We start from the raw sequence: 24,447 nt of genomic DNA on the forward strand, positions 1-24,447 counted from the left end.
TGTTACGTTGTGTGTTACGTCCATAGACAATGAGGGTCCATGAAAAGCAAAGTTTGGCTGCAAAAGCGAGCCAATGGGTATTACTATGCTCGCTATCAACTACCCGATGGAAGTGAAAAATGGCGGTCCACAGGCAAGAGGACAAAACGCGAGGCGATGGCGTTTGTCCAGGCGCACGCGGAACCGCAGAAGAAGCTGGTACCGGTTCGACTCGTCACATTCGCCGACCGTGTATGCGAGTATGTCAAAGCGAATCAGGCATATAGAACTTTCCTGTCGTACGATCTGGCGTTGAGGAGCTTCATTCGAATCATCGGTGATAAGATGCTTGAAGACGTCACCCGCGCGGATGTAGACAAGTTCAAGATTGCACGTATGTCCGAAATCTCATCGATCACGGTGAACATACAACTACGAAGTCTTCGAGCAATCTTCAATCTGGGCGTACGATGGGAACTCATGCAGTCAAATCCGTTCACCAACGTCAAGATGATTCGCCTTCCTGAACGGGTACCGGTCTTTCTGACTCGCGACCAGTTCAGCAAGCTGAGGGTCACGATTGATGGACATTGGATGCAGGATATCATCGTGTTCGCGGTCTGTACGGGCATGCGGCAAGGCGAGATACTAAACCTTCAATGGCGACAGGTCGATCTCGAACGCCGTGTCGTTCATGTGACCAATACCGAAAGTTTCAAGACCAAGACCGGAAGGGGACGAATAGTGCCGCTTAATGACTTGGCCGTCAAGACCTTGGAAGGACGATCGAGGAAGTGGGATCTCGTGTTCACCTACAAGGGGCGACCAATACGGGCGGACAGTCTCAGGCACCTCTTCAAACGCGCCGTACGCCGTGCGGAACTCCCCGAGGCCATCCACTTCCACTCCCTTCGTCACACGTTCGCTTCATGGCTCGTACAGGACGGCGTATCGCTGTTTCAGGTGGGACGCCTGCTTGGACATTCGGACTCCAAGACGACCGAGATTTACGCCCATCTGCAGCCGGAAACGATGCATGATGTGGTGAGCCGATTGAAGTTGTGATCCAATGGCCGGCACTTTGTCGGCCATTTTATTCACAATTGCGTCCGACATTCAGATGCAATTTTCACCAACTCGGCTGACTGGTCGTAATTGTACAGAGGAAACAAAGTCCTCTATCGATAAAATTAACACTTGGAGACAAACATGAGAATATCAGTCGTAACTACCTTTGCACTGGTGTGCATGCTTTCGAGTCAGTGTTTACCACAGTCTACAGAAATGAAAGTCCTTTATGGGGCTGAATTCGGCTGGACAAAGCAACAAGTGAAAGAACAGCTGAAAGACTATTACAAGCTTCGATCTGAGGATGCAACCAAGTTGCAGTACGCGAAGGTTAAAAAATACAGGTCGACCGTTCCTGAACTGGTCCAATTCGGTTTTATAGATGATAGATTAATTCAGATATTATATATTATTGGTTCAAATTTGGAATCATATCGAGCGTTGTACTCGGACATCTCCAACGATTATAATGAACCTCGGGAGAACAAGACGGAGGAACTGGATCCAGACCTAACTGATCCAGCATGGCTGATGGCGAACCGCCTGCCATCTGTTCAGGACATGAGATTATTGGGAGCCGCGATATGGGATATAAAGCCGAACTATGTGTTGACTCTTTGTAACGGTCTAGTGCCAATCCGCGATGAGATACCCGGTGTCAAAGATGTCAAAGAGATGCAGTTCACCTTTGTACGTCTAGGCTTCAAAGACGCCTTCGAGGCATTGTTGGAATTTGACGGTACCGTAGGACAGTGGGATAGTACACAGGTGGTGCGCGATTCCGTAGGGAGTTATAAAACTTGGAATAGATACAAAGGCAACAATATTGTGTTCACAGAATTCCATACGAATGGGGCGGTGAAATGCAAAGGTCAGCGAATTGACGGAAAAAGAGAAGGAACGTGGATCTGGTGGTACGACAATGGGGTGAAGGAATCGAAAGGCACCTATAGCGCTGGATTGGCTAATGGAAGATTCACCGATTGGGCTTATAATGGCAATATCCAGTCCGAAACCGATTGGAAAAATGACATACAACATGGAATTAGAGTTGAATACAAGGATGGCCGGCTCGTGAGCGAAGCAGAATGGAAGAATGGTGTTATGGATGGAGCTTGTAGGGAGTTCAATCCTTACTCAGGAGCGATCACAAGTACTGTATATTGGAAAGAAGGTAAGCGCATTGAGTCACCCATGGCAAATTTGGGTAAATCATGGAATGAGGCTGTTAAAAAAGGTGGCTCGTACTTCATTGGGAAGTGGATTGGTGATGGTACACATCCTCAGTACGGAAAGGTGTACGTGGAAATAAATGTATCGGTGCCCAATAAAGAGGGTATATGTAGGTGGTCTTACGAGGTTGTGGTTCCTTCTGCAAAGAACATGGGGGGAACTACATCCGGTCGTTTAGTACTATCTCAAGTTAATTTCTCAACCGATGAAGCAATGGGCAAGGTTTCATTAACACCGAGTACGGGCGAGCTTTCAATGCTGTACTTGCCGAATGAAGGTTGGGTAAAAGCTGTTCTGCCGATTGGCCCAAATTTTGCAAAGGTTATTCTTAAAAAGTATTAATCCTAGTCAATCATCGCCCTTCCATCCGGAGGGGCTTTTTTTTGTGACAGCATAACCGATGTTCCTATCGCCCCTGCGGTAAAGTCATATTTGCCGCATGGAGCTGCAGAGAACACGGCCGAAAAAACTGTCCCGCAAGGAAGCGGAGTTCGAGAAACAACGTTTCGAATTCTACCAGTCCGAGCGGGGCGGCCATCTTGACAAGCGGGCGATCGAGTCATGGGAGCTCTATCACAACGACCGCGACGGCACCAACACGCAGTACACCAAAAAGCAGATCGAGGCGCTTGAACACCTGAAGTCGCCCGTGGTGAGCATGAACATGATCATGCCCATCATCCAGAACCAGAAGGCGGTCCTCACGGCCGACAGACCCACCGGGCGGGTGATGCCGTCGTACGGCGAGTACGACAAGCGGGTGGCGAAGCTCTACGACGCCCTCCTGGGAGCCATGTGGCAGCGGTCCTACGGCGACGCGCACTACAAGAAGGCGATCAAGGACATGCTGATTACCTACATCGGCTGCATGATCGTCGAGCCTCAGACATTCTACCGCAGGGGAAAGTTCAACCTCACATTCGATCACGTCAGCTGGCAGGACCTCTACATCGACCCGTCGGCCAAACGCAGCGGCCTGTGTTTCGAGGACGCCGAATGCATTTACGTCGCGAAGGTCATGCCGAAGCGCAAAGTGCGGAACATCTACGGTTTCGTGCCGGAAGACCGGGGGAACTTCATCAAGACCGAGTGGAACGCCACGGCCGAAGAACAGGACAACGAGAACGTCCTGATACGCAACGCCTACGAGAAGGTCTACGGCATATACTGCCTCCTGAACGTCACGAACCCCGAGGCAGAATCGCATTACGTCACCCGGCGGGTGTTCGCATCCGAAGCCGAGCTTGACGCCTTCCGCAAGAAGTATCAGGCGAAGCTCGTACGCTATACCGAAAACGTCTACATGCGCCGCCGCACGATCGTCGGTTATGAGGACATGATCGAGGAGAAGATGCTTCCCCTCACGGTGTACCCCATGGCCGTCTATACGCCCGACGATTTCGACAATCCCTTCGGCAAGTCGCCCGTCGAATTTCTGCGCGAGATGCAGAAGGCGATGAACAAGTTCATCCAGACGACCATCCTCAACGCCAACGTCGGTTCGCACATTCGCCTCATCGCCGCCCAGGGTTCGATCATCAACCGTGACGCCGTCGTCAAGAACGGCGCTGCCGCCGGCGGCCTTATCGAATACAAGCCAGACCCCAACCTGCCGAATAACGGCGCGCCGACACCGCTGTACCCCGCGCCGTTAGCGGCCGCATGGTTTCAGCTGGGGAATTTCATGAAGGACGCCATGGAGTATTCCGCTGGCCGTCCGGCATTCACGCAAGGGGACCCGTCGCAGTCGCCGAACACTGCCACGGCATCGAGCCAAATCGCATCCTTCGCAGACCTTCGCCCTCGTGACATCCGTTCGCGCTGCGAGACCGCCACGGCGATGATGTACAAGGCGGCGGTCGAATATATCAACTACTACGGCAACCGCGAGGAGATCGTCCGCTACATCGATGACCGCGACGAGATCGTCGACATACCGCTTGCGGACATACTCGACGACAACAACCTCATCGAGCACGACGTGGTTATGAGCACCAAGTCGTCCCTTCCGACCGACCGGGTGGAGATGCGCAACGACATTCGCCTGGCGCTGCAGCAGACGGCCGATCCCGGCTGGCAGAAATTCCTGTTCCTCGAAAACATCGAGATGTCGGATTCGCCGGCCGCCGAACGCATCCGCAAAAAACTGGACATGTTCGAGGAAATGAACGGCCAGATTCAGCAGCTACAGGAACAACTGGAAGAACGCGACAAGCTCATCGACCGTCTGTCGACCGAAGTGATCGTCGGCAAGCAGCAGGTGGCGGTCGCGAAGCTTGACGGCGACGTGAAGGCCATGAAGGCCGAAACGAAGGCCAAAATGCAGGTCGCCTTGGCGAAGGTCGAACAGGGCGACGTTGGCGAGCAGGCACAACAACAGATCGAGGAAATGTAATGAGCACCACAGCCACCGACACCGCGACGACGACCGAACAACAGGCGCCCCTGGGCGGGCTGCGTCCGCAGGACATCAACCTGTCTGATGCGCAGTACGAACAGCCGGGCGGCCGCGAACGCGCGCTGGAAAACACGTCGGTGGACTGGCTTCCGAACGATCCCTTGCTCGCATTTTTGAATGACTCGACGCATCCGAATCAGGATACCGGACTTCATCCGTCATCGGAGGAGCCGTTTGCCATACCGCGGCCCGAACGGGACCAGCAGCAGCAAACGCGGCAATTCCAGACGGACCAGTCTGCCCAGCAGACGCAGTCTACGACGCAGACACAACAAACGGCACCGACGGCCGCACAACAGTCGACGCAACAGACGCCCCAGGGCGAGACGCTGGAAGGCCTCAAGGCCCAGCTCGCGTAGCTTCAGGAAGTCAAGACGCTCGTCGAGACGCAGGATTACAAGGACGCCATGGCCGTGCTGACGCTGTTCCGGCAAGATCCGGACGCATTCTATCGGCAGTACGTCCCGGTAGCCAGAAAACGTGGATTGACGCATCTGAAACGGTATCGTGCACGACAGCGCATAACCCGCAGGCACCTCGCTATCACGGCGTATACACTGCTACGAAGGATTGCTTACAGACGTGAAATTCCCAACTGACCGATGTCCCTTTGACTCGAATGGTTGTTTGGCACCGGACATGGTCTCCTCCCGATAAAACTGCACCCAAACTTAAATCAAACGTACTCTTCAGCTTAAAGGAGCAACCATGAGAACCGATTTTGACCGCATGTTCGATTCCCCGTTTGACGTTCATACGCCAATTGTGAAAGAACAGTATACCATCACGCAAGGGCATATCGTGCAGTGGGGCGTACTGGCGATTCGTCCGCATTGGAAAGAAGCACAGAAAGTTGAGATCCAGAACCCGGCGACTTCCATTGACGAAGCCGTGCCTTGGCATGCAGGGGTCGTCATGGACCTCATTGCGTTACAAACGATAGATCATCGAGGTATTGTTCGAAGCATGTATTCGGAAACAGGGGATGGCGGTGTGACGCTGCCGTTCTGGCCAAACTATCTTTCCATCCGGACCAAGCTGGAAAAACGCGAGGTGGAAAGCGGGTGGGCGCGCGAGTACAGTGAGGAAGGCCGCATTCTTCGATACGAATTTCCACAGGGCTGGAACGAGATGGAGCCCGCAAGAAGGCGGGATTACTGGATAACCATGCTAGGTGGCAGGTTCGGTTTCCAACGCGGCGGTTTGGCGCCAGGACGGACATTCAGCGCCTTCTTCACCCGCAACAAATCTAAAACGACCGGCAAATGGTACCAGGACGCCAAAATGAGCTATCAGGACGAATCTGGTCATTGGCATTCCGACTGTCCAGTAATCCTGGGCGCGGTCGATTTGAGCCTTCTCCAAAAGATTAACGCCAAGTGCGATGAACTGTATGGTTTGCGAGCGTCGCAATGCGATACCAGTGCGATGAGCTCCTCTGTCAGCATTCACAAACTGATGGATGATCCCAATATCGGGTTTTGATCGCCGCACCATCCGGCTCGCCGGCGGAGCCGTCGCTGCCAGTTTTGGCAATCAGGCGACAGCGCTCCGTCGGCATCGTGTTTTTTGCACTCCTTCTATGGCGTGTTTCTCCAAGTGGGGTGACTGGTCGCACTATGTTTCAGACCAGCATCTCGGCGATACGCTGATCAATTAGCACCCGCAATCGTCCGTGACATGTGAGTCCTGCCGTACTGAAGGCCGCCCAGGGGATTCGTACGACGACCGAACTGGTCACCGCGCTCAAAACGACAGCGAACGCAACGCTTCTGGGTGAGCGTGAAGTGAAAGCACAGTCAAATGGTTCGGTGTAGGTCCATGCATCTGATCCGTCGATCATCAACGGCATTCTGATCATTTCCATAACACACCGGTAGCACGAAGCGCCAAGCGTGCCCATGACCGTGACGTCTCGTGACAGCTAGCATCAGATGGCACTGGATTGTTACTCCAGCGGGTAACATTAATAATAGGGTTTGACGCTTTCGTAGACGTACGGGCCGTCAGACGAACATCCGGATCCTCGCACCGGCATAGGGGGCACACAGTTATAGATCACTCGCCAATAGGGAAATTGATCCCTTGCTCCCGGTAAGACCGAAGGTCCGCGATTTGGCAGCATTTTGCACATTCGCATCTGCTTCGTATCTTTCTCCATCCATCGCCTAACGTGAGGTGCCTCCGTGCCTGAATCGTGATCCATACTGCATGCCGAGCATCGGTTCGTGCGGGCTGTTATATTCGTTCCGTTACGTCAGAAAATTTCACCTTCATGCGGAGAGATCGCAATATCAGTGGAAGCGGGATGGTGGATTCGCGAGGAATGTTACTTTCGCGCGAGACCAACTTCCAGGTATCAAGCCACATGCGCGGGCTCTCGTCGGTTCATCGGATCACGGCGGTCAGACTTCGTTGCTCCATTGGTACACCAGTCCAAGCACGCCTCGAACCGCCCGACGGCTATCAACAGCAATAAGAAAAGCGAAGACTTGATTTCACGATTAAAGTAGAGGCAACACGTGCAGTTTGAGAATGAATTTCGATCAACATTGCGTCCATTTACCACTGCACTCATCATTATGGCCGTCCTCTGTTCGACAGCCGAGGCGCAACCAGATTTGACCTTTAAGCGAGTGACGTTGAACTGGCCGACGGTCGCACTGTACTTTACGGTTGGATGTGACGGTAATCCGGCATATAACATGACGAAGCAGGATTTCCGCGTCTTCGAGAATGGCGTAGAGATCAAGGACTTTACGTTTTGGTGTCCGGACCCGACAATACGTTGCGCATTTTCCGTGTCGCTGGTCTTCAGCGCATCCGGGTCCATGAGTGGTTCGGGGCAAGCAACCGCCAAGCAGGTGGGGCATGGCTTCATTGATCTCATGGATGGTTTGATCGACGAGGCGACGATCCTGTGGTTTACGTCCGTGGTGTCAGTATTCCAACAAATGTCAACAAACAAACCGATGCTGCATTCGGCCGTGGACGCGTTGCCGGCTAGCGGAGGATCAGCATTATGGGACGGGGCGTATGCCGGTTTAATAGAACTTATCAACAATGGTGTAAACCAATGTCGGGCCATGATTCTCGTCACAAACGGCTACTCTTATGGCTCGACTCGTCAAATGTCGGAGGTCCTCGACCTCGCGATCAGGCATCGCATCCGCGTGTTCTCGGTAGGTTTGGGTTCCGTAGCCAATGGCGCGGCTCTGGACTCGATCGCGCAGCTGACAGGCGGTGAGTACTTCCATGCACCCAACGGTAGCCAGTCGGGGGCGATCAGCGCCGAGTTGTACTCTCTCATCTCTAGCTATTTAGGCTTTCCACCCGTAATAACCTACGAACGTGATTGCGCCGACGGTGGTGTACGCTCGGTGCAACTCGGTGTGAATAATTTCTGTGGCGGTTCGGATACAGTTGTAACTTCATATACAGCACCACTTGACTCGTCAACTTTTAGCAGTATCCATTTGAAGCTTGGGGACGTCAACGCCGGGGGTGGCAACGATTTCGTTGTTCCTTTGAACTTGATAACTCCGATTCAAAATAAATCGATCTCCCCATTCTCATTCACTTTGTCAGTGGATACATCGTGTGTGAAGTTCGTGACCGCATCGACTGCATCGAGTACGCTTTTGTCGGGGATGCCTCTTTCAGTGATGCAGGTTCCCGGTGGCGTTAGTATTTCCGTTAATGATGAGAAAAATATTGACGGAACCGGTTTGCTCATGGAACTAACTTTACATGCTTCCGCACCAGTCGATTCGGTTCAATGTCAGATTCGAGCCACAAACGTCATGTTAGCGAACGGTTGCTTCCGCCCAAGCATCGAGCCGAGTGCAGTTCGCATCATAAATCTTAACATCCCAATTATAACGGCGGACGGACCACAGTCATTTTGTGAGGGCGACAGCGTTGTACTCAGCGCCTCGGGCGGATTTTGGTCATATCTTTGGTCAACCGGACAAACATCACAAAACATTACCGTCCGCCATAGTGGTACATTCTGGGTACGAACTGTCGATCAACAGGGAGTTCAGGCGACCTCGGGAAGCGTACAAGTGTTCGTCCAGCCTGCACCAGCTCCTGTTATCATGCCATCGGGCACGATCCGTTTATGCAAGGGCGGTTCGGTAGAATTGGACGCAGGCGGTGGGTATACGTCGTATCAATGGAATAATGGGAAACAACAGCGGAGGATTTCCGTCAGCACGGCGGGTGTTTACGCTGTGACGGTTACTTCGAGCTACGGATGTTCCGGTACCTCTGCGCCCGTCATCATTAGCATTGGGGATTCACTGCAGCCCGTCATTCGACCGGAGGGTCCCACTTCGTTTTGCGATGGCGGCAGTGTTGTGCTCGATGCGGGTGCCGGATATGCGACGTATCGCTGGTCTAACGGGGCAACGACGCAAAAAATCATGGCATCGAATTCAGGTGTGTTTGCGGTGACGGTGACCGATGATAAGGGTTGCGTCGGAATATCAGATCTGCTCTCGGTGGAGAAATACCAAGCACCCGAACCCAAAATCTCCCCAACGGGGCCGATCATGATCTGTGAGGGCGACTCCGTCTTGCTGGATGCGGGTCCAGGCTACTCCAGCTATCAATGGAACGATGGTACGACATCGTCGATGAAGGTAGTACGAAATGCTGGAAAATATTTCGTGACGGTTCATGACATTCATGCGTGCATAGGACATTCTGATACCATCGATGCGAGCACGCTTCCTTCACCTGCAAAACCAATTATTCAACGCACTGTCGACCTCCTAACGACTGGCCTTGCATCCAGTTACCAATGGTATAGGAACGGCATCCCGATACCCTCCGCCGTCAACCAATTCCACATTGTAACGGAACCTGGGATATACCAGGTCCGTATTTCGAACATCGCAGGATGCACAGCCATGTCGGACCCGTTCGACGTTACCGTCACTGGAATCGAGGCCATTCCATCGCCGTCAGCCGCCGCCGAACTGCACGTCTACCCCGAACCAGCGGATAACGTCCTTCATGTCGCGATTCGTTCTGCAGAAGCGGGGTCGATGCGCGTTATCATCAGCGACCTGTCGGGGCGGTATGACGTCCTCCATGACGGTGCGGGTACGCCCCCTGGTTTGGACTTGGTTGTGCCGCTTCGGGAGCGGAGCAAGGGTGTGTACTACGTAATCGTCTTCATACGCGACATGGTGCTGAGTCAGCGGGTGACGAAGTTGTAGTCATGAGGTGCAAACATAGTTTTTTATGCCGATACATCACCTTGCTTCAACTGTGTTATGAAGAAGGTCGAGGGTGGAGGGGGGGCACCATCACGCGACGATATGTATCGCCGCATACGCATTTCTGATCGCTGGATTCTCTATGTATGGTCTCTACCCTGGAGTGAAGTGGGTGGTGATGAGGTGGGTAAGTTCCGGAAATAGGAATAAAAAAGCCCGGTTTGTATCGGGCATAATTCTTGCGTACTATGACCTAAAATTGTGCCAGAACCAGCGAGTCACTTCACGATGGATGCGGAAAGGCAGAAGGAAAATCGCGAGGATGGATCATCTTCACGTAATCAATGGATTGGTCATGCAATAACTTTTATTATTGGTGCATGCATCCCTTTGCTCATCTTTTATATCAGCAAACCACAGTCTCCTGAAGATCAATATGTTGAGAAACAATTGGCTCATTTCCCAAAACTGCTGTCTAAGGATACCGCGAGAGTTGAAGGCACCGCTACACATACGATAGCGCTGACTATTGCGATGGAAAAGTGGCAGAACCGTTTCGATTCAGCGAGGTGGGAAAATAAGGCGCGTGGTATGAACCATTCTCCCATCCCCAATATCAAGTGGTTTAGCGAAGCCGAGATTGTCGAATGTGTCGTCCCCATCACCTTCAGGCTGGTAAATGAGTCACCGGACGAACCGGCGGTCCTTCTATTTGAGGTTGCCGGATCGGTAGATCTCGACACCAAGTTTCATCCATACGATGCTCTTATAGCTGGGAAGTGGACGGAAAAAATCGATACACTCGAATTGAACTTAGACGAGATCGTACCTGCTGACAAGGGCGAACATATCGTAAACTGTATGCTTCGGCTAAATATGAAGAAGAATTCTTCCCGAGTGTATTACTTTGCGGTCTATAAAAACGCATCAGACCAATATTTTTATACGCACTGCGACATCATCTGCAAATACGATATTCCGCTTGACAGTTTGATCAAGCTTAGGTATCAGCCTGGGAAACCTACACTCAATTGGGTCGTTGACCCGTCTAGAGAGGGCATCCAGAGCCTCGTCCCGTTTATTCAGGTTGGTTCGAACTACTACGACACCATTCCGTACGACAAAGTCGACCGTCTCATGTTGGCGTTGGAACAATTGGCGCGAATGCCTGTTCGCGAGGATAGCGAAGACGAAAAGACTCGTTGACCAGCGGCACACCGTAGCCACGCCTTTAGGCGGTGGTCATTCACTTTGGTTCAAGACTGTAGTGAGCCAAAAGCGGGGTGATTTTGAATCGAAGATGCTGATAGTGATAGTGAGGCGCCTACGTTGTCGATGGCAGGTTTATTCCGAAAATAAAATATGTCGTCCTCCGTTACCTGAAAGAGGCACATCGCAAGGTCCATGGTGTGTGGGCGGATTTTTCGGTTGAGGTAAGCTGCAGCAACCGCTCCTGAAACCGCACCTCCGAAGGTGCCAAATCCAGGCAACACTGCGGTTCCCGCTGAACCACCAACTATTGTGCACACGGTAGAAACTCCGAATCGCTGGAACAAAACGAGAGCTTTCATTGCATGCATGCGCCCACGGTCATCAATGTTCACGGACCCGAAGTCACGCTCCACCTTCACTATATCGTAGATCAACCTGATCCCGAGTACAATCTCACTGACGTATGGAAGAAAGTCCCCAACGGCGTCAGGGACATCGATGCCAAAGTTGTCTGCCAGAAGATTCATGTTTTCTTGAACTTCGGAGGTGAGCTCATAATTGGAGAGGTTCACGTGGAGAAGCTGTCCCGCCATTTCCGGATGATGCGTGACAATTGCATCCCTGATCTCATTACTGACCACGAAGAGGGTATCGGGATTAGCTTCCATGCTTGACATTACGTTGTTGGCGTAGCCCGAGCCACCCACTTTGACCTGGAAGAAAACATCGGTGCCCTCAACGTTCGTGCCAAAGATGTCCCATCCTGCTTGATTTTGACTGGAAGCAAGCGAGAAGGAAAATCCAGGATATTCTTGTGCAAGATGCTCCGGCATCCGAATCTCTGCCAGTTTGCCTTTGACGTTACTTATGAATCCTACAGCACTATCCGGACCACGCTCAACCATTTCCAAATACCGATCATAAAGAGAAAATTTTGTGGCGATGTCTGGAGCAGCCCGCTGATAGGCCTCGAAGAGGTCATCTGTCACATTATGAGCATCGAAGATTCCACGCAGTCCAACCTCAAGACCTGCTCCGATTTCTATCGCAAACAGATCGTTTCTCATCCGATTGGACTGTTTGATCGTTTCTGACCACGAGTATCGGCGGTGCTTATTGCGAAGCGGAATACGCTCCAGTTCAGGAAGCTTTGCGTAGGAGTGCATTTCTACCGAACCAGCTGAAAGATTGAGAGCGCGCACGAAATGAACGACAGCACAAGAGCTGCGTAGGCGACAAGTTTGAGATGTTCTGATGGGAGCACCATCTTTTTCTGGTATTTCTCGCCCACGGTTTTGAGCACTCGAGCCTCCGCTGCAGCAATCTGTCCAGTGATGTCCGCCGTTCGTTTATGAAGCTCACAAACAGATTCGTGTAGCTCGATTACCCGAGGGATAAGTGCCAGATTTATTTTGTCCTGTTCTTCCCAAAAGCGGACTTTTTCTGCAATGTTCGGAACTGTTTTCTTTGCCATTTCGATCCGATTTGATGTGAGAGACTCGTTTTGCCACGCAAGGAGTAAGTATCGTGATTTTATCCATTATCAACAAAAAAGAAAAAAATGTTGATATACGATGACAGGGCGGCTAAGAGACCTTACGCGGGTTTCGCCCCAACGATGTTCACGGACAGACTAATCGAATGGAAAAAATGGCAGCGCGAGAATCTTCCCTCTAGATGACTCCAGCACGCAAAAATGATATTAGTTGGGACGGCAATCGCACGACCCTGCCGACAAGTATTGGCGATGCTGATGCATCACAAGCCCGCATTGAATTCGAACGCAGACGCGCAAGGATCCATGAATTAGACTGGTCGAGGGTGGGGCGGGGGAATTTCACCCCCTGCTCTAGTCCTCATCGTTTAGCGCCCTTCGCATTCATGCAGCGTTCAGTTATATCTGACTACAAGTGACAGAACCGTAAGTTCGGTCGCCCCGCTAGAGCTGCCCCAAGAGCCATTACTGCAACGACGAGTTCCATAGTGACCTCCTTCAAAAGAAATTGAATTATGGTGACAAGGGCTCTGCAGCCGGAAAAAACTGAAAGGATTACACCAATGGTTGGACAAACGATTGAGCTTGTTGTGAGTTGAGAAGGAGTCTCAACGATCAATTCAAATCCAATATAGATAATTTCGCTTTATGCAGATAATGGTGTTGATGATGGGCTATTGGTGACGGGCAAACCTCTCGAGTACAGCCCTTCGCGAGTAATGGCTATAGATAGCGATGAACCCCAGAAGGGTTGGTCAACCCAATGCCAATTACCCGCATATTGCGACCCTATCCTCGTGCGACCCTATCCTCGATGAACCACCCTTTTATCTTTCATCGGAGAACCGTACATTCTCCGTACAGATTCCAGCCAACACATGCGAGGTCGTGGTGCTGAATCAGCAGTTTGTAAAACCATGGGGAGGCATTCAAGTACGCTTGAATGGATGGGATAAATGCTGATTTCGATCCCACGTATTCTTCTTGCCGAAATTCTTCCACACGGTGCTACCTTTCCGAATGATGAAGCCCTATGCCGATTCGTTGCGGAGCATTCTAGACGGGAGGTTGCGTGCCGTAGATCAGGATTGAGGGGGATTTGGCACTTATGAAGTTTGGTGAGGCTGATTCTGCCCGCAACTTGCTCTCGCGAGCAGCAAAAATATTCATGGCAACTCAAAATCTGATGCTGGTGCTGATTGGTGAGGCGCCAACTGATACAGAACTGGGAAAATACCAACATGCCCCTTAAAAAATCCGAACTTTACTCCTCACTCTGGAAAAGCTGCGATGAACTGCGCGGCGGAATGGATGCATCGCAGTACAAGGACTATGTGCTGGTGCTGCTGTTCGTCAAGTATGTCTCTGATCGCTATGCGGGGAAAAAGGATTCCCTGATTCAGGTGCCGAAGGGCGGCGGGTTCGCGGACATGGTGACCCTCAGAGGCGACAAGGAAATTGGCGACAAGATCAACAAGATCATCGGGCGGCTCGCTGAAGCGAACGACCTGAAAGGTGTGATCGATGTAGCGGATTTCAATGATGCGGACAAGCTGGGCAAGGGAAAAGAGATGGTAGACCGCCTCTCGAACCTTGTCGCCATCTTTGATGCGCCTGGACTGGATTTCCGTTCCAATCGTGCGGAGGGTGATGATCTGCTTGGTGACGCGTACGAGTACCTCATGCGTCACTTCGCGACGGAGTCCGGGAAGAGCAAGGGGCAGTTCTACACTCCGGCGGAGGTCTCCCGTATCATGGCCAAGGTGATAGGCCTGAGGACTGTGAAGAGCTCCACTCAGACGATATACGATCCTACCTGCGGCTCCGGATCGCTGCTGCTCAAGGCGCACGACGAAGCGAAGGGTAACACGGGAATTGACATCACCATTTACGGCCAGGAGATGGATGTCGCTACCGCCGCGTTGGCGCGCATGAACATGATTCTGCACGACTGTCCGTCAGCTGAGGTTTGGCGTGACAATACGCTTTCCACGCCGCATTTCACTGAGCCGACTGGTGCGCTTAAAACCTTCGACTTTGCGGTTGCAAATCCTCCGTTCTCGACGAAGGCTTGGAGCAATGGCTTCGACCCTGAGAACGATGTGTACGGCCGCTTCCACTATGGTATCCCGCCCATGAAGAATGGCGACTATGCGTTTCTTCTGCATATTCTCGCATCGCTTAAAAGCGCGGGTAAGGGTGCGGTGATTCTGCCGCACGGTGTGTTATTTCGCGGTGGCGCGGAAGGGCAGATCCGCAGGCAAGTTGTGAGTCGGGGCTATATCAAGGGGATCATTGGACTGCCCGCGAATCTGTTCTACGGCACAGGCATCCCCGCCTGCATTATTGTGCTGGACAAGGAGCATGCTGTTGGCCGAAAAGGCATCTTTATGATCGATGCCAGCAAGTACTTCGAGAAGGACGGCAACAAGAACCGACTGCGGGCGCAGGACATTCACAAGATCGTCGATGCATTCACCCGGCAACTGGAGATTGATCGGTATTCCCGCCTGGTGCCGCTCGCGGAAGTAGAGGCAAATGATTTTAATCTGAACATCCCGCGCTATATCGACAGCACGGAGCCGGAGGATCTGCAGGATATTGATGGACATCTGCGCGGAGGCATACCAAATCGCGACATCGATGCTCTCCATCCATACTGGCGGGTGTTCCCGGCCGTGAGGAAGGCATTGTTCAAACGCGCTGATCGCCCGGGATACAGTCTGCTTCGGGTTCCCGCGACAGAGATCAAGAGTACGATCTTCGACCATGAGGAATTTACCGCCTTCAATCAAACTGTTACCGCTCTCTTTGCGCGATGGAAGAAGACGTATACACCACGACTGAAAAACCTCTCTATTGGCGATCGGCCAAAAACACTGATTGAGGAAATTTCCGAAAAGATGCTGGCGACGTTCGCGAATGCGCCGTTGCTCGATGCCTACGACGTATATCAGCATCTGATGGAGTACTGGGCCGGCACGATGCAGGACGATGTGTACATCATCGTGCAGGAAGGGTGGAAGGCCATACTGGACGGCAAGCCCAATACCGAGCTCATTCCTGCGGAACTCATCATCAACAGGTATTTCTTACTGGAGGAAGAGGCGATTGAACAGCTCGAATCCCAACGTGAGGACCTCGCCCGGCAGTTGGAGGAACTGGACGAAGAGCATGGGGGCGAGGATGGCCTGCTTGCTGATGCGAAAAACGACAAGGGGAAACTGACGAGACTGAGCGTGAAAGCACGGATGACCGACATCAAAACAGACAAGGATTCCGGAGACGAACAGAAGCTTCTGGATGCTTGCCTCGCACTCATCGACGCGGAAACCGATGCTCGTAAACAGGTGAAGGATGCGATGAACGCGCTGAATGCCAAAGTCGCCGCAAAGTACGCGAAACTGGATGCTGATGAGATCAGGACGCTGGTCGTGGACGATAAATGGCTGGCTGCACTCGCAATTGCTGCACAGTCTGAACTGGACCGCGTATCGCAAACCCTCACCGGCCGCATCCGCCAGCTCGCCGAACGCTACGCCACACCGCTGCCGCAGCTCGTGGATGAAGTGGCCGCTCTCGCCGCAAAGGTGGACGGACACCTCAAGAAGATGGGGGCGAAAACATGAGCAAGGCAAAAAAGACCGCCATCGACGTCCAGGGCACGGCTATCACCATCCTGTCCAGGGAGCACGGCGACTACATCTCGCTCACCGACATGGTGCGTAATTTCGATGGCGGTAGCGCACTCATCGAACGATGGCTCAAGAACAAGGACACCATCATCTTCCTTGGGGTCTGGGAACAGATTCACAACCCGGATTTTAATTCCCTCGAATTCGAGGGAATTAGAAATGAAGCAGGACGGAACAGCTTGCTCACCACCAGCGCCGCGGCACGGCAGCTTGATGCGCCCGGAAAGGGGATGAAATGAGCGCACATTGTACCGCCACCCCGCTGCCGCAGCTCACCGACAAAGTGGCGACGCTCGCATCACGCGTCGACGGACACGTCAAGAAGATGGGAGCCAAGCTGGACACCCCTTCCCGGATTCAACCGCCGCTGTCGGTTGAATTCACAGGCTCGACCAGTTGGCCAATAAATCTGTCGGCGCTTCTGGAGACGCTTCCGCGCAGTTTCACCCTCGGCTGGTCCCATTATGTCGAATTGCTCACGATCAACGACACCGCCGAACGTCGTTTCTACGAGATCGAAGCCGACACCAACCAGTGGAGCGTCCGCGAACTCACCCATCAGTATCTCGGCCAGATGCAGATCTATGTGAATTATTTCGACCGCCACGTGAAGCTGCCGGAGGAACTCCCCACCATCGGCATCGCCCTATGCCACCGGAAAAACGACGCCCTCGTGGAACTCACTCTGCCTAAAGACGCCAATATCTTCGCCTCCAAATACCAGCTTTACCTGCCGTCCAAAGAGGAACTGAAAGCCCGCTTGAAAAGGATCACGGAGGAGCTTGAACACGGCTCACGCGGTGACGCGGAGAGTGTGGAGAATGGAGAGTTGAAAATGGAGAATGGAGAATGAAAGTCAACAATAATTCTCAATTCTCCACTGTCCATTCTCCATTGATCCCGCCCGGCTATAAACAAACCGAGGTGGGCGTCATTCCGGAGGATTGGGAGGTAGCCCACCTTGGCGACTTGAAGCCGTTCGTCACGAGTGGTTCACGCGGTTGGGCCTCCTATTATTCCGAACGAGGCGACCTGTTCGTCCGGATCACGAATCTTTCTCGCACGAGCATCTACCTTGACCTCACCGAATGCAAATTTGTAAGACTGCCACCGGAAGCGAGAGAAGGTGTTCGCACACAACTAATCGAGAACGACGTTCTGATTTCCATCACCGCCGACATCGGAATCGTGGGATACGTCAACGCAAGCGTGCCCTCTCCAGCTTACATCAATCAACACATCGCCCTCGTGCGTTTTGATTCCTCAAAAACGAGCGGGAAGTTTGTGAGCTACTTTCTGGCATCGGAAAAGCCGCAGAATCTTTTCCGAGCCTCAACGGATACGGGCGCAAAAGCTGGGATGAGTCTGCTGACGGTGCGGAAAATCCAAACGGCACTTCCTCCCCTTCCCGAACAACGCGCCATCGCTACGGCGTTGAGCGATGTCGATGAGCTGCTGAACGGGCTGGACCGTCTCATCGCCAAGAAGCGTGACCTCAAACAAGCTGCTATGCAGCAACTCCTCACCGGACAAACCCGCCTCCCTGGCTTCAAGGGCGAGTGGGAGGTGAAGCGGCTGGGGGACTTGTTCAACTTCAGCGGTGGCTATCCAGCCTCCCGTGACCAGTTATCAACGGAAGGCCATTGTTACTTGCACTACGGCGACATCCACGGTTCAACGAAGACGTACATTGATACCGATGCCGACTTTCAGGACATTCCGAAGCTCGATATCCCACTGAAGCGCGTGTCGTCCACATCACTACTAAATGATGGCGATGTTGTCTTCGTTGACGCCTCAGAAGATGATTCAGGCACGAGCAAACACGTCGTCGTCATGAACAAGGCCAAGAAGCCTTTCATCTCTGGTCTTCACACCATTGTCGCGAAGAGCAAGACAGACGAGTTGGCCCATGAGTATCGGCGCTATTGTTTTCGAACGCTTGTGATCCAGCAGCAATTTCTTTTTTACTCCGTGGGCACGAAGGTCACGGGGATCAGTAAAAGCAACATCCCCAAGCTGACGCTTTCATTTCCCTCCCTCACCGAACAAACCGCCATCGCCGAAGTTCTGTCGGACATGGATGCGGAGCTGACGGGGTTGGAGGAGCGACGGGAGAAGACCCGCGCCCTCAAGCAGGCAATGATGCAGGAGTTACTCACTGGTAGGACGAGGCTCGTATGAAGACCCACATCGTTGGCGGAAAGACATACAGGCTGCCCAATGCACTCAGCGATTTTCAGACGAAGATGTTCGTGCATCTGATCGACTGGAAGCGGGCATACATCACGGATGATCCCGGCTATTACGAAAGAAAGGGCATGAAGTTTGCCTACGACGCGATACTTCCGGAAGACTATGAGCGCGATGAAAACATGCAGCACGTATACGAACCGGCCCGGGCGCAGCTTGCGTCGCATCGAGAGGTCAACGATTTTCGGATTCACGAGCATTTCTATCACATGGCCAGCTCGCAGGCGGCGAACATCAACCTCTTCCTGCCGATTCTGCACCATCCCAATGCCAGTGCCATCCTCGCGGGTATCAACGGCGCCCCGCCAGACTTCGTGACGCTGGCCACTGATGCACTCGACCATGGTTATTGCCTCGAGTTCTGGGGCGGAAATTTCGGAAAGAACAAGAAGGACAAGGGACCACTGGGAGACAAGTCACCCAGGGCTGGAACCGATTCGGATATCGCCATTGGCTATCTCAATACGCAGGGCGAGCTGTGTTTCTGGTTGATAGAGCATAAACTGACCGAACTTGAGTTTACCACCTGCGGAGGATCTACAAGCGAGGGGCGGTCAGATAAGGTGCGGCACGACTGCAAACGTGGGTTCACATATCTTCTGGGAAACAAGAGCAGCTGTTACTATCACGACATGTGCGGGTACGCATATTGGAACATTACTGAGAGGAATGCGGCATTCTTCGCGAATCCCCCGGGCGATGACAAGTGCCCCTTCAAAGGTGGCATGAACCAGTTATGGCGCAATCAGCTTCTGGGACTCGCGATTGAAAACGAAGGGACCGATTTCAGGCACGCCCATTTCTCCGTTGTGCGCCACCCAAAGAACAAAGCTCTCGACCAGTCGCTGAATGCCTACAAGCACCTGATCGCCGACAATCCAAAATTCTCCAACTTTACTTCCGAGTCGGTTATCAGGTCCGCAGAAGAACACGGCGATGCCAGCCTTATAACCTGGGCCCAATGGTACCGGGATCTTTACATGTTGTGATAGTAATGAATACCAAACCTTTTACAATAGAACAGCATAAGCACCGTCACGCCGCATGGGCAGCTTCCACGGCAGCCAGAGCCAGCAAGCTTTGTCGCTTCAGTGTTGAGAAAGGCATCGCCATTCTTGACGCGTGCGGCTTCGATAGCAGGTTTGCGAGTCCGGACCAATTGCCTGCCGACGTGAATATCGATAAGACTCACAGGAAGTGGCGGGAGACCGCAGTTGCTGCGGCTTGCGATATCGGCGTGGAGGGTTTTACCCATGGTGTGGCGGCCAAGCTCATCAATTGTTACCTGAATACCCGTTTCGTCTGTGGTGGCCATCACGAACACAAGCGCGTAATGTGTCTGCATCCACCAATTGATGATCTGGTACTAAAAGCATTAGCTGACAAGGATTTTGGCGGTCAGGCAAAGCAGTGGCGTATCTTACGCAGTAAGCGTTGGTCAAAGTTTGACTCCGACACATACCAGGATGTGATTGATCTGCTGCGGCACTCATTGCCCGCCGGTGAGCCACTTTGGAAAATCGAAGAATATTGGCAGGGCCATCAATGAGAGATTTTGGAACCGCATTGTTGGTGAAGTGGCGGGGGGAGACACATACCGACAAACGGGGGATGATGCAGGAATTTCTCGCCGGAAGGACGAGGTCTGTCGCCAGAAAAAGGATATTAAAATAAATATTAACAGGAAAGTAGAGGAATACTTCAATGTCAAAATATGCAACCATCAAATGCTGGAGCCTTACGGATGCCGTTACCGATCCAAAGATTATTACTGTGAAGGAACCATCACTCCTGCTCATAAAAAAGAGCATCCTGAAACTTGGATATCGCGCATTCGCGATAAACGAAAGGGAAGCCATTGAGAAACAGGCTTGGTACCCTGATTTTTTATTGGGTAATGAAGTCAGATTCTACATCGATGGCAGCGGTGTGTATCGGTTGGTCAACTGCGATCTGACGGAAAGCGAATTATACTTCGAACGACTAAACATCCCTATCGGTCACAAGCCTTGGGTGTTCTACAGTTGGCAATCAGATTACAACTCATCGAGGTCAGCAATTGACGAAGCCATTAAAGAGGCCATTAATGAAATCAATAAAACATTAAACCCTCGTCAGGAACTTGAGATAGTTTCTGCCACTCGACCAGAAGACGGCGCGAAGGACATCGTGGACGCCATTCAAGATAATCTGAATAAGTGTATGCTTGCCGTCTTTGACATTACCAACATCGCACAGGTGGTACGTAAACCGGAGGTGAAGGGAGATGCTGATAAGCCAAAGGATGAAGCCAAATGCTACCCGAACCCGAATGTGGTCTTTGAACTGAGTTACGCCTTAGCCCACAAAAATCCTGCCCAGATCGTCCTGGTGAAGAAGGGACGCAAGAAAGAGCTTAAAGACGACCGAGTGCCGTTCGATTTCGAGCACAACCGCCGACTTGATTATGAGAAGCCGGCGGATCTGAAGCAAAAATTGAAAGGAATCATAGTTCAGTATTTTCGCAGCGTGAACTACATCGCAGCCGAATGAGCGATTGAGACGTTGAGGTCAATGCCGAATCGGCACCCTCACCACCGTGGCCACCCAATATACTGGTGATACCATGCCTGGAATCCTCAGCTCCGAACGCAAGCCACAAAACCACGCCAACTCCCTGGTACTTACGGATATGCACACGGAGCTGGCGGGATTGGACCAACAGCGGAATACGATACGTGCTCTCAAGCAAGTCATGATGCACGAATCACTCACAGTAAGGATACATCACGCATGAAGATTTCTACAATACTCGACCACATTGATAATGGACACATGGCTTTGCCAGAGTTTCAGCGCGGGTACGTCTGGAACCGGGATCAGGTGAGAAGCCTGTTCGACTCACTCTATCGCCGCCATCCCGTGGGTGGATTGCTCGTGTGGGCAACAGAATCCATGACTGCCACGCATCGCGGCGATGGACCCTTGGCTCCCGGTGTTGTGAAGTTGCTGCTTGACGGCCAACAAAGGATGACCTCGCTATATGGCGTCGTCAGAGGGACGGCACCGAAATTTTTTGATGGCAACTCGCAGGCGTTCACCGGGCTCCGATTCCATCTTGAAACGGAAACGTTCGCTTTTTATCAACCCGTGAAAATGCAGGACGATCCTCTTTGGATCGATGTCACACATCTGATGAAAAAAGGGATGATCGGACTTGGGGAGTATGTAACGCGCCTCAATATGCTGCCGGACCTTTCTCCAAAGGTGGGTGGTTACGTAGCACGACTCAGCCGTTTGCTCGGGGTGACCGACATCGAGCTGCATGTTGAAGAAGTGACCGGAGCTGATAAAACATTGGATGTGGTGGTTGATATTTTTAACCGGGTAAACAGCGGCGGAACCAAGCTCTCCAAGGGTGATCTTGCGTTGGCGAAAATTTGCGCTGATTGGCCGGAGGCGCGCGATACCATGAAGGTTAAACTCAAAGAGTGGGCCCAGGTCGATTACCATTTCAATCTTGACTGGCTCTTGCGTTCGGTGAATACGGTGCTGACTGGTGAGGCAAAGTTCCAGTATCTGCACGGCAGGAGCGCTCATGAGATTCAGGATGGTCTAAAACGAGCAATCAAGCATATCGACACGAATTTGAACCTGATCGGTGGACGGTTGGGACTTGATCATGATCAGGTGTTTTTTGGGCGCTTCGGTGTGCCGGTTATGGTCCGCTACCTCGACAAACGAAACGGACCAATGGGCGAGAATGAGCGGGACAAGCTGTTGTTCTGGTTCGTGCAGGCGGGTATGTGGGGTCGTTTCTCGGGTTCCACCGAGTCGTTTATTGATCAGGATCTTGCGACGCTTGAAGGTCCAGATGGCGGGTTGGACAAGTTGCTGGATCAGCTTAGACTTTGGCACGGTGGACTGAGGGTGGAACCTGGGCATTTCACCGGTTGGAGCCTCGGCGCGCGTTTCTATCCAGTGCTGTATATGCTGACGCGTATGGGGCAGGCCCGCGATTGGGGCACAGGCTTGACGCTTAAGGCCAGTCTGCTCGGAAAGATGAGCAAGCTGGAAGTACATCATATCTTTCCCAAGGCTGGACTTTATAAACACGGCTACAAGCGTCCGGAGGTCAATGCATTGGGTAATTTCTGTTTCCTGACCAAAGACACCAATCTCAATATCAGTGATAGACTTCCGGAGGATTACTTCCCGAAGATAGAGGAGGCTCACCCCGGCGCACTTGCGTCGCAGTGGATCCCAATTGACCCTGTGTTATGGAAAATCACGAATTTTCGAGACTTCCTCGAAGCCCGGAAATCGTTGCTTGCAGCTGAAGTCAACATGCGTATGGAAGAACTGTTGCATGGTGACAAACGCTGGCTTGAAGGTCCTGCTGTCCCGGTTCAATCGGTGGTGGACGTTATTGGTGGTATCAGCAGCGAGGAAGAGGAGGCGCAGCTCGGAGAGCTGAACATCTGGATGGAAGACAGAGGCCTGCCGCCTGGCTTTATGGCGTACGACTATGCAGATCCCGACACGGGCGAGCAGAAAGCGATATTTGATTTGGCGTGGCCTAACGGAATCCAAGAGGAACTCACTGAACCAGTCGCTGTGCTGTTGAATGAAGGCTCCGAGACGCTCGCAATCGCGAATCAGGCCAGGTTCCGCTGTTTCATTACCGTTGCGGATTTCAAACTCTACGTGCAGACAGAGGTTTTAATGGAGGAGTTGATTGCGTGATCCCGGTAGGCCAACGCGAATGCGCCACGCAGAACCGCGACACCGCCATGTTTGCGGCAAATGCTCATTCGAATTGCCATCCTGGATACCATAAGGGTAATGAGACCCACGTCCCCAAGCAGGCCTTGACACAGGAATTGCTCATCGGAAAAACCAGACTCATATGAGGTCGTTATGAAGAAGTACTACTTCCTGAAACTCGGCAAGCAGCACACCCACGCAGCAGAATGCTTCGCCGAGGACTTTATTGGCATCGATATGGGTATACGGCAGAATGTGTCGGCCGATCTGTCAGATGACTGGTACGGCTTCAATGAGAAGTATCGCCCTGTATTTCTTGCATCCCACCCCGACCATACCAAGGTAGGTGCAGGGCTTGCATGCGGGGCGATTTGGACGCTGGGAAAGGGGATTCATGAAGGTAACATTGTCCTGTGCAATGACTGGGAGGGCAACTACCAATTCGCTGAAGTGACGGGCTCGTATGAGTACGTCGCCGATGCAGTCCTTCCGCACCGGCGGCGGGTTCAGTGGATTGGTCAGGCCATCACCAAGGATGACATGAGCGAGGCTCTCCGTAAGCCCGTCAGTTTCCCCGGCACTATCTGTGACATCACGCAACATCAGGATGAGATTGAGAGGCTGCTTGCAGGACTCAGTGCGCCAACCTTATCAATAAATGACGAGACCGTTCTGGACCCTGCGGCGTTTGCGATGGAACGGCATCTGGAAGACTTCCTCGTACAGAATTGGGCCCAGACGGAACTTGGGAGAGATTACAACATTTTCGAACAGGATGGGGCCCTGGTTGGTCAGCAGTACCCAACTGATACTGGTCCGCTTGACATCCTTGCCATCAGGAAGGACAAGTCCGAACTTCTGGTAGTCGAGCTCAAGAAAGGCCGCGCCAGCGATGTCGTTGTGGGGCAGGTCCTTCGCTATATGGGATTCGTGCAGGAAGAACTCGCGGAGACCGGGCAGTCTGTCCGCGGTGCCATTATTGCTCTTGAAGACGATAAGCGTATTCGCCGTGCGCTTGCGGTCACACGGAACATCGATTTCTATCGCTATCAGGTGAGCTTCAAACTGGTGAAGGGTTAG

General features: G+C 52.4%; 18 protein-coding genes and 1 pseudogene. 17 read left to right on the forward strand and 2 right to left on the reverse strand.

Annotation, left to right across the window (positions count from 1 at the left end; all coding sequences use genetic code 11):
* Positions 1 to 39: 39 nt before the first annotated feature.
* The 7 genes from M5R41_19165 to M5R41_19195 all read left to right on the forward strand — a co-directional run bounded on the left by M5R41_19165 (position 40) and on the right by M5R41_19195 (position 11,172).
* A complete protein-coding gene (locus tag M5R41_19165) occupies positions 40 to 1,044 on the forward strand; it encodes a tyrosine-type recombinase/integrase (protein MCZ7558514.1) in 1,005 nt (334 codons plus the stop codon).
* A gap of 144 nt (positions 1,045 to 1,188) precedes the next feature.
* On the forward strand, positions 1,189 to 2,622 hold the full coding sequence (locus M5R41_19170; protein ID MCZ7558515.1) for a hypothetical protein: 1,434 nt from the start codon (positions 1,189 to 1,191) through the stop codon (positions 2,620 to 2,622).
* 97 nt (positions 2,623 to 2,719) lie between these two features.
* Positions 2,720 to 4,675, forward strand: a complete 1,956-nt coding sequence (locus M5R41_19175; GenBank protein ID MCZ7558516.1) for a hypothetical protein — start codon at positions 2,720 to 2,722, stop codon at positions 4,673 to 4,675.
* The gene (locus tag M5R41_19180) at positions 4,675 to 5,097 is read left to right on the forward strand and encodes a hypothetical protein (protein ID MCZ7558517.1); all 423 of its coding nucleotides are present in this window, start codon (positions 4,675 to 4,677) and stop codon (positions 5,095 to 5,097) included. The genes M5R41_19175 and M5R41_19180 overlap by 1 nt, the downstream gene beginning before the upstream one ends.
* A gap of 349 nt (positions 5,098 to 5,446) precedes the next feature.
* Positions 5,447 to 6,223: a hypothetical protein gene (locus M5R41_19185; protein MCZ7558518.1), complete on the forward strand. Its 777-nt coding sequence runs from the start codon at positions 5,447 to 5,449 to the stop codon at positions 6,221 to 6,223.
* Positions 6,224 to 7,260: 1,037 nt separating this feature from the next.
* Positions 7,261 to 9,966 carry a VWA domain-containing protein gene (locus tag M5R41_19190; GenBank protein ID MCZ7558519.1) on the forward strand — a complete coding sequence of 902 codons (2,706 nt, stop codon included), beginning with the start codon at positions 7,261 to 7,263 and terminating at the stop codon, positions 9,964 to 9,966.
* Between the two features lie 288 nt (positions 9,967 to 10,254).
* Entirely contained in the window at positions 10,255 to 11,172 is a 918-nt protein-coding gene (locus M5R41_19195) for a hypothetical protein (protein MCZ7558520.1), read from the forward strand.
* A 50-nt stretch (positions 11,173 to 11,222) separates the two neighbouring features.
* Here the strand turns inward: M5R41_19195 and M5R41_19200 are convergent, their stop codons facing one another.
* On the reverse strand, positions 11,223 to 12,344 hold the full coding sequence (locus M5R41_19200; GenBank protein MCZ7558521.1) for a hypothetical protein: 1,122 nt from the start codon (positions 12,342 to 12,344) through the stop codon (positions 11,223 to 11,225).
* A 2-nt stretch (positions 12,345 to 12,346) separates the two neighbouring features.
* The gene (locus tag M5R41_19205; protein MCZ7558522.1) at positions 12,347 to 12,652 is read right to left on the reverse strand and encodes a hypothetical protein; all 306 of its coding nucleotides are present in this window, start codon (positions 12,650 to 12,652) and stop codon (positions 12,347 to 12,349) included.
* Between the two features lie 1,120 nt (positions 12,653 to 13,772).
* On the opposite strand from M5R41_19205, the gene M5R41_19210 reads away from it, so the two are divergent.
* The 10 genes and pseudogenes from M5R41_19210 to M5R41_19255 all read left to right on the forward strand — a co-directional run bounded on the left by M5R41_19210 (position 13,773) and on the right by M5R41_19255 (position 24,447).
* A complete protein-coding gene (locus M5R41_19210; protein MCZ7558523.1) occupies positions 13,773 to 13,925 on the forward strand; it encodes a hypothetical protein in 153 nt (50 codons plus the stop codon).
* Positions 13,915 to 16,302 (forward strand): N-6 DNA methylase, encoded by a 2,388-nt coding sequence (locus M5R41_19215; GenBank protein ID MCZ7558524.1) that lies wholly within the window; start codon positions 13,915 to 13,917, stop codon positions 16,300 to 16,302. The genes M5R41_19210 and M5R41_19215 overlap by 11 nt, the downstream gene beginning before the upstream one ends.
* A pseudogene (locus M5R41_19220) lies at positions 16,299 to 16,544 on the forward strand (KilA-N domain-containing protein). Before M5R41_19215 ends, M5R41_19220 begins: the two are co-directional and overlap by 4 nt.
* Positions 16,545 to 16,603: 59 nt before the next feature.
* A complete protein-coding gene (locus M5R41_19225) occupies positions 16,604 to 17,221 on the forward strand; it encodes a PDDEXK nuclease domain-containing protein (GenBank protein MCZ7558525.1) in 618 nt (205 codons plus the stop codon).
* Positions 17,218 to 18,552, forward strand: coding sequence for a restriction endonuclease subunit S (locus tag M5R41_19230; protein MCZ7558526.1), 1,335 nt, complete (start codon positions 17,218 to 17,220; stop codon positions 18,550 to 18,552). The genes M5R41_19225 and M5R41_19230 overlap by 4 nt, the downstream gene beginning before the upstream one ends.
* Positions 18,549 to 19,610, forward strand: coding sequence for a hypothetical protein (locus M5R41_19235; protein MCZ7558527.1), 1,062 nt, complete (start codon positions 18,549 to 18,551; stop codon positions 19,608 to 19,610). The genes M5R41_19230 and M5R41_19235 overlap by 4 nt, the downstream gene beginning before the upstream one ends.
* A gap of 5 nt (positions 19,611 to 19,615) precedes the next feature.
* Positions 19,616 to 20,170 carry a hypothetical protein gene (locus M5R41_19240; GenBank protein ID MCZ7558528.1) on the forward strand — a complete coding sequence of 185 codons (555 nt, stop codon included), beginning with the start codon at positions 19,616 to 19,618 and terminating at the stop codon, positions 20,168 to 20,170.
* A 155-nt stretch (positions 20,171 to 20,325) separates the two neighbouring features.
* Positions 20,326 to 21,153: a nucleotide-binding protein gene (locus M5R41_19245; GenBank protein MCZ7558529.1), complete on the forward strand. Its 828-nt coding sequence runs from the start codon at positions 20,326 to 20,328 to the stop codon at positions 21,151 to 21,153.
* 240 nt (positions 21,154 to 21,393) lie between these two features.
* Complete coding sequence (locus tag M5R41_19250) at positions 21,394 to 23,346, forward strand: DUF262 domain-containing protein (GenBank protein MCZ7558530.1); 1,953 nt, start codon at positions 21,394 to 21,396, stop codon at positions 23,344 to 23,346.
* Between the two features lie 174 nt (positions 23,347 to 23,520).
* Positions 23,521 to 24,447, forward strand: a complete 927-nt coding sequence (locus M5R41_19255) for an endonuclease NucS (GenBank protein MCZ7558531.1) — start codon at positions 23,521 to 23,523, stop codon at positions 24,445 to 24,447.

Source organism: Bacteroidia bacterium (assembly GCA_027493955.1).
In the GTDB taxonomy this organism is placed as follows: domain Bacteria; phylum Bacteroidota; class Ignavibacteria; order SZUA-365; family SZUA-365; genus JAOSJT01.

Coding starts and splice junctions, on each gene's coding strand:
- M5R41_19180 (MCZ7558517.1), top strand. CDS start 4,675: ATGAGCACCACAGCCACCGACACCGCGACGACGACCGAACAACAGGCG.
- M5R41_19255 (MCZ7558531.1), top strand. CDS start 23,521: ATGAAGAAGTACTACTTCCTGAAACTCGGCAAGCAGCACACCCACGCA.
- M5R41_19245 (MCZ7558529.1), top strand. CDS start 20,326: ATGTCAAAATATGCAACCATCAAATGCTGGAGCCTTACGGATGCCGTT.
- M5R41_19230 (MCZ7558526.1), top strand. CDS start 17,218: ATGAAAGTCAACAATAATTCTCAATTCTCCACTGTCCATTCTCCATTG.
- M5R41_19170 (MCZ7558515.1), top strand. CDS start 1,189: ATGAGAATATCAGTCGTAACTACCTTTGCACTGGTGTGCATGCTTTCG.
- M5R41_19185 (MCZ7558518.1), top strand. CDS start 5,447: ATGAGAACCGATTTTGACCGCATGTTCGATTCCCCGTTTGACGTTCAT.
- M5R41_19235 (MCZ7558527.1), top strand. CDS start 18,549: ATGAAGACCCACATCGTTGGCGGAAAGACATACAGGCTGCCCAATGCA.
- M5R41_19195 (MCZ7558520.1), top strand. CDS start 10,255: ATGGATGCGGAAAGGCAGAAGGAAAATCGCGAGGATGGATCATCTTCA.
- M5R41_19240 (MCZ7558528.1), top strand. CDS start 19,616: ATGAATACCAAACCTTTTACAATAGAACAGCATAAGCACCGTCACGCC.
- M5R41_19215 (MCZ7558524.1), top strand. CDS start 13,915: ATGCCCCTTAAAAAATCCGAACTTTACTCCTCACTCTGGAAAAGCTGC.
- M5R41_19165 (MCZ7558514.1), top strand. CDS start 40: ATGAAAAGCAAAGTTTGGCTGCAAAAGCGAGCCAATGGGTATTACTAT.
- M5R41_19205 (MCZ7558522.1), bottom strand. CDS start 12,652: ATGGCAAAGAAAACAGTTCCGAACATTGCAGAAAAAGTCCGCTTTTGG.
- M5R41_19175 (MCZ7558516.1), top strand. CDS start 2,720: ATGGAGCTGCAGAGAACACGGCCGAAAAAACTGTCCCGCAAGGAAGCG.
- M5R41_19250 (MCZ7558530.1), top strand. CDS start 21,394: ATGAAGATTTCTACAATACTCGACCACATTGATAATGGACACATGGCT.
- M5R41_19225 (MCZ7558525.1), top strand. CDS start 16,604: ATGAGCGCACATTGTACCGCCACCCCGCTGCCGCAGCTCACCGACAAA.
- M5R41_19200 (MCZ7558521.1), bottom strand. CDS start 12,344: ATGCACTCCTACGCAAAGCTTCCTGAACTGGAGCGTATTCCGCTTCGC.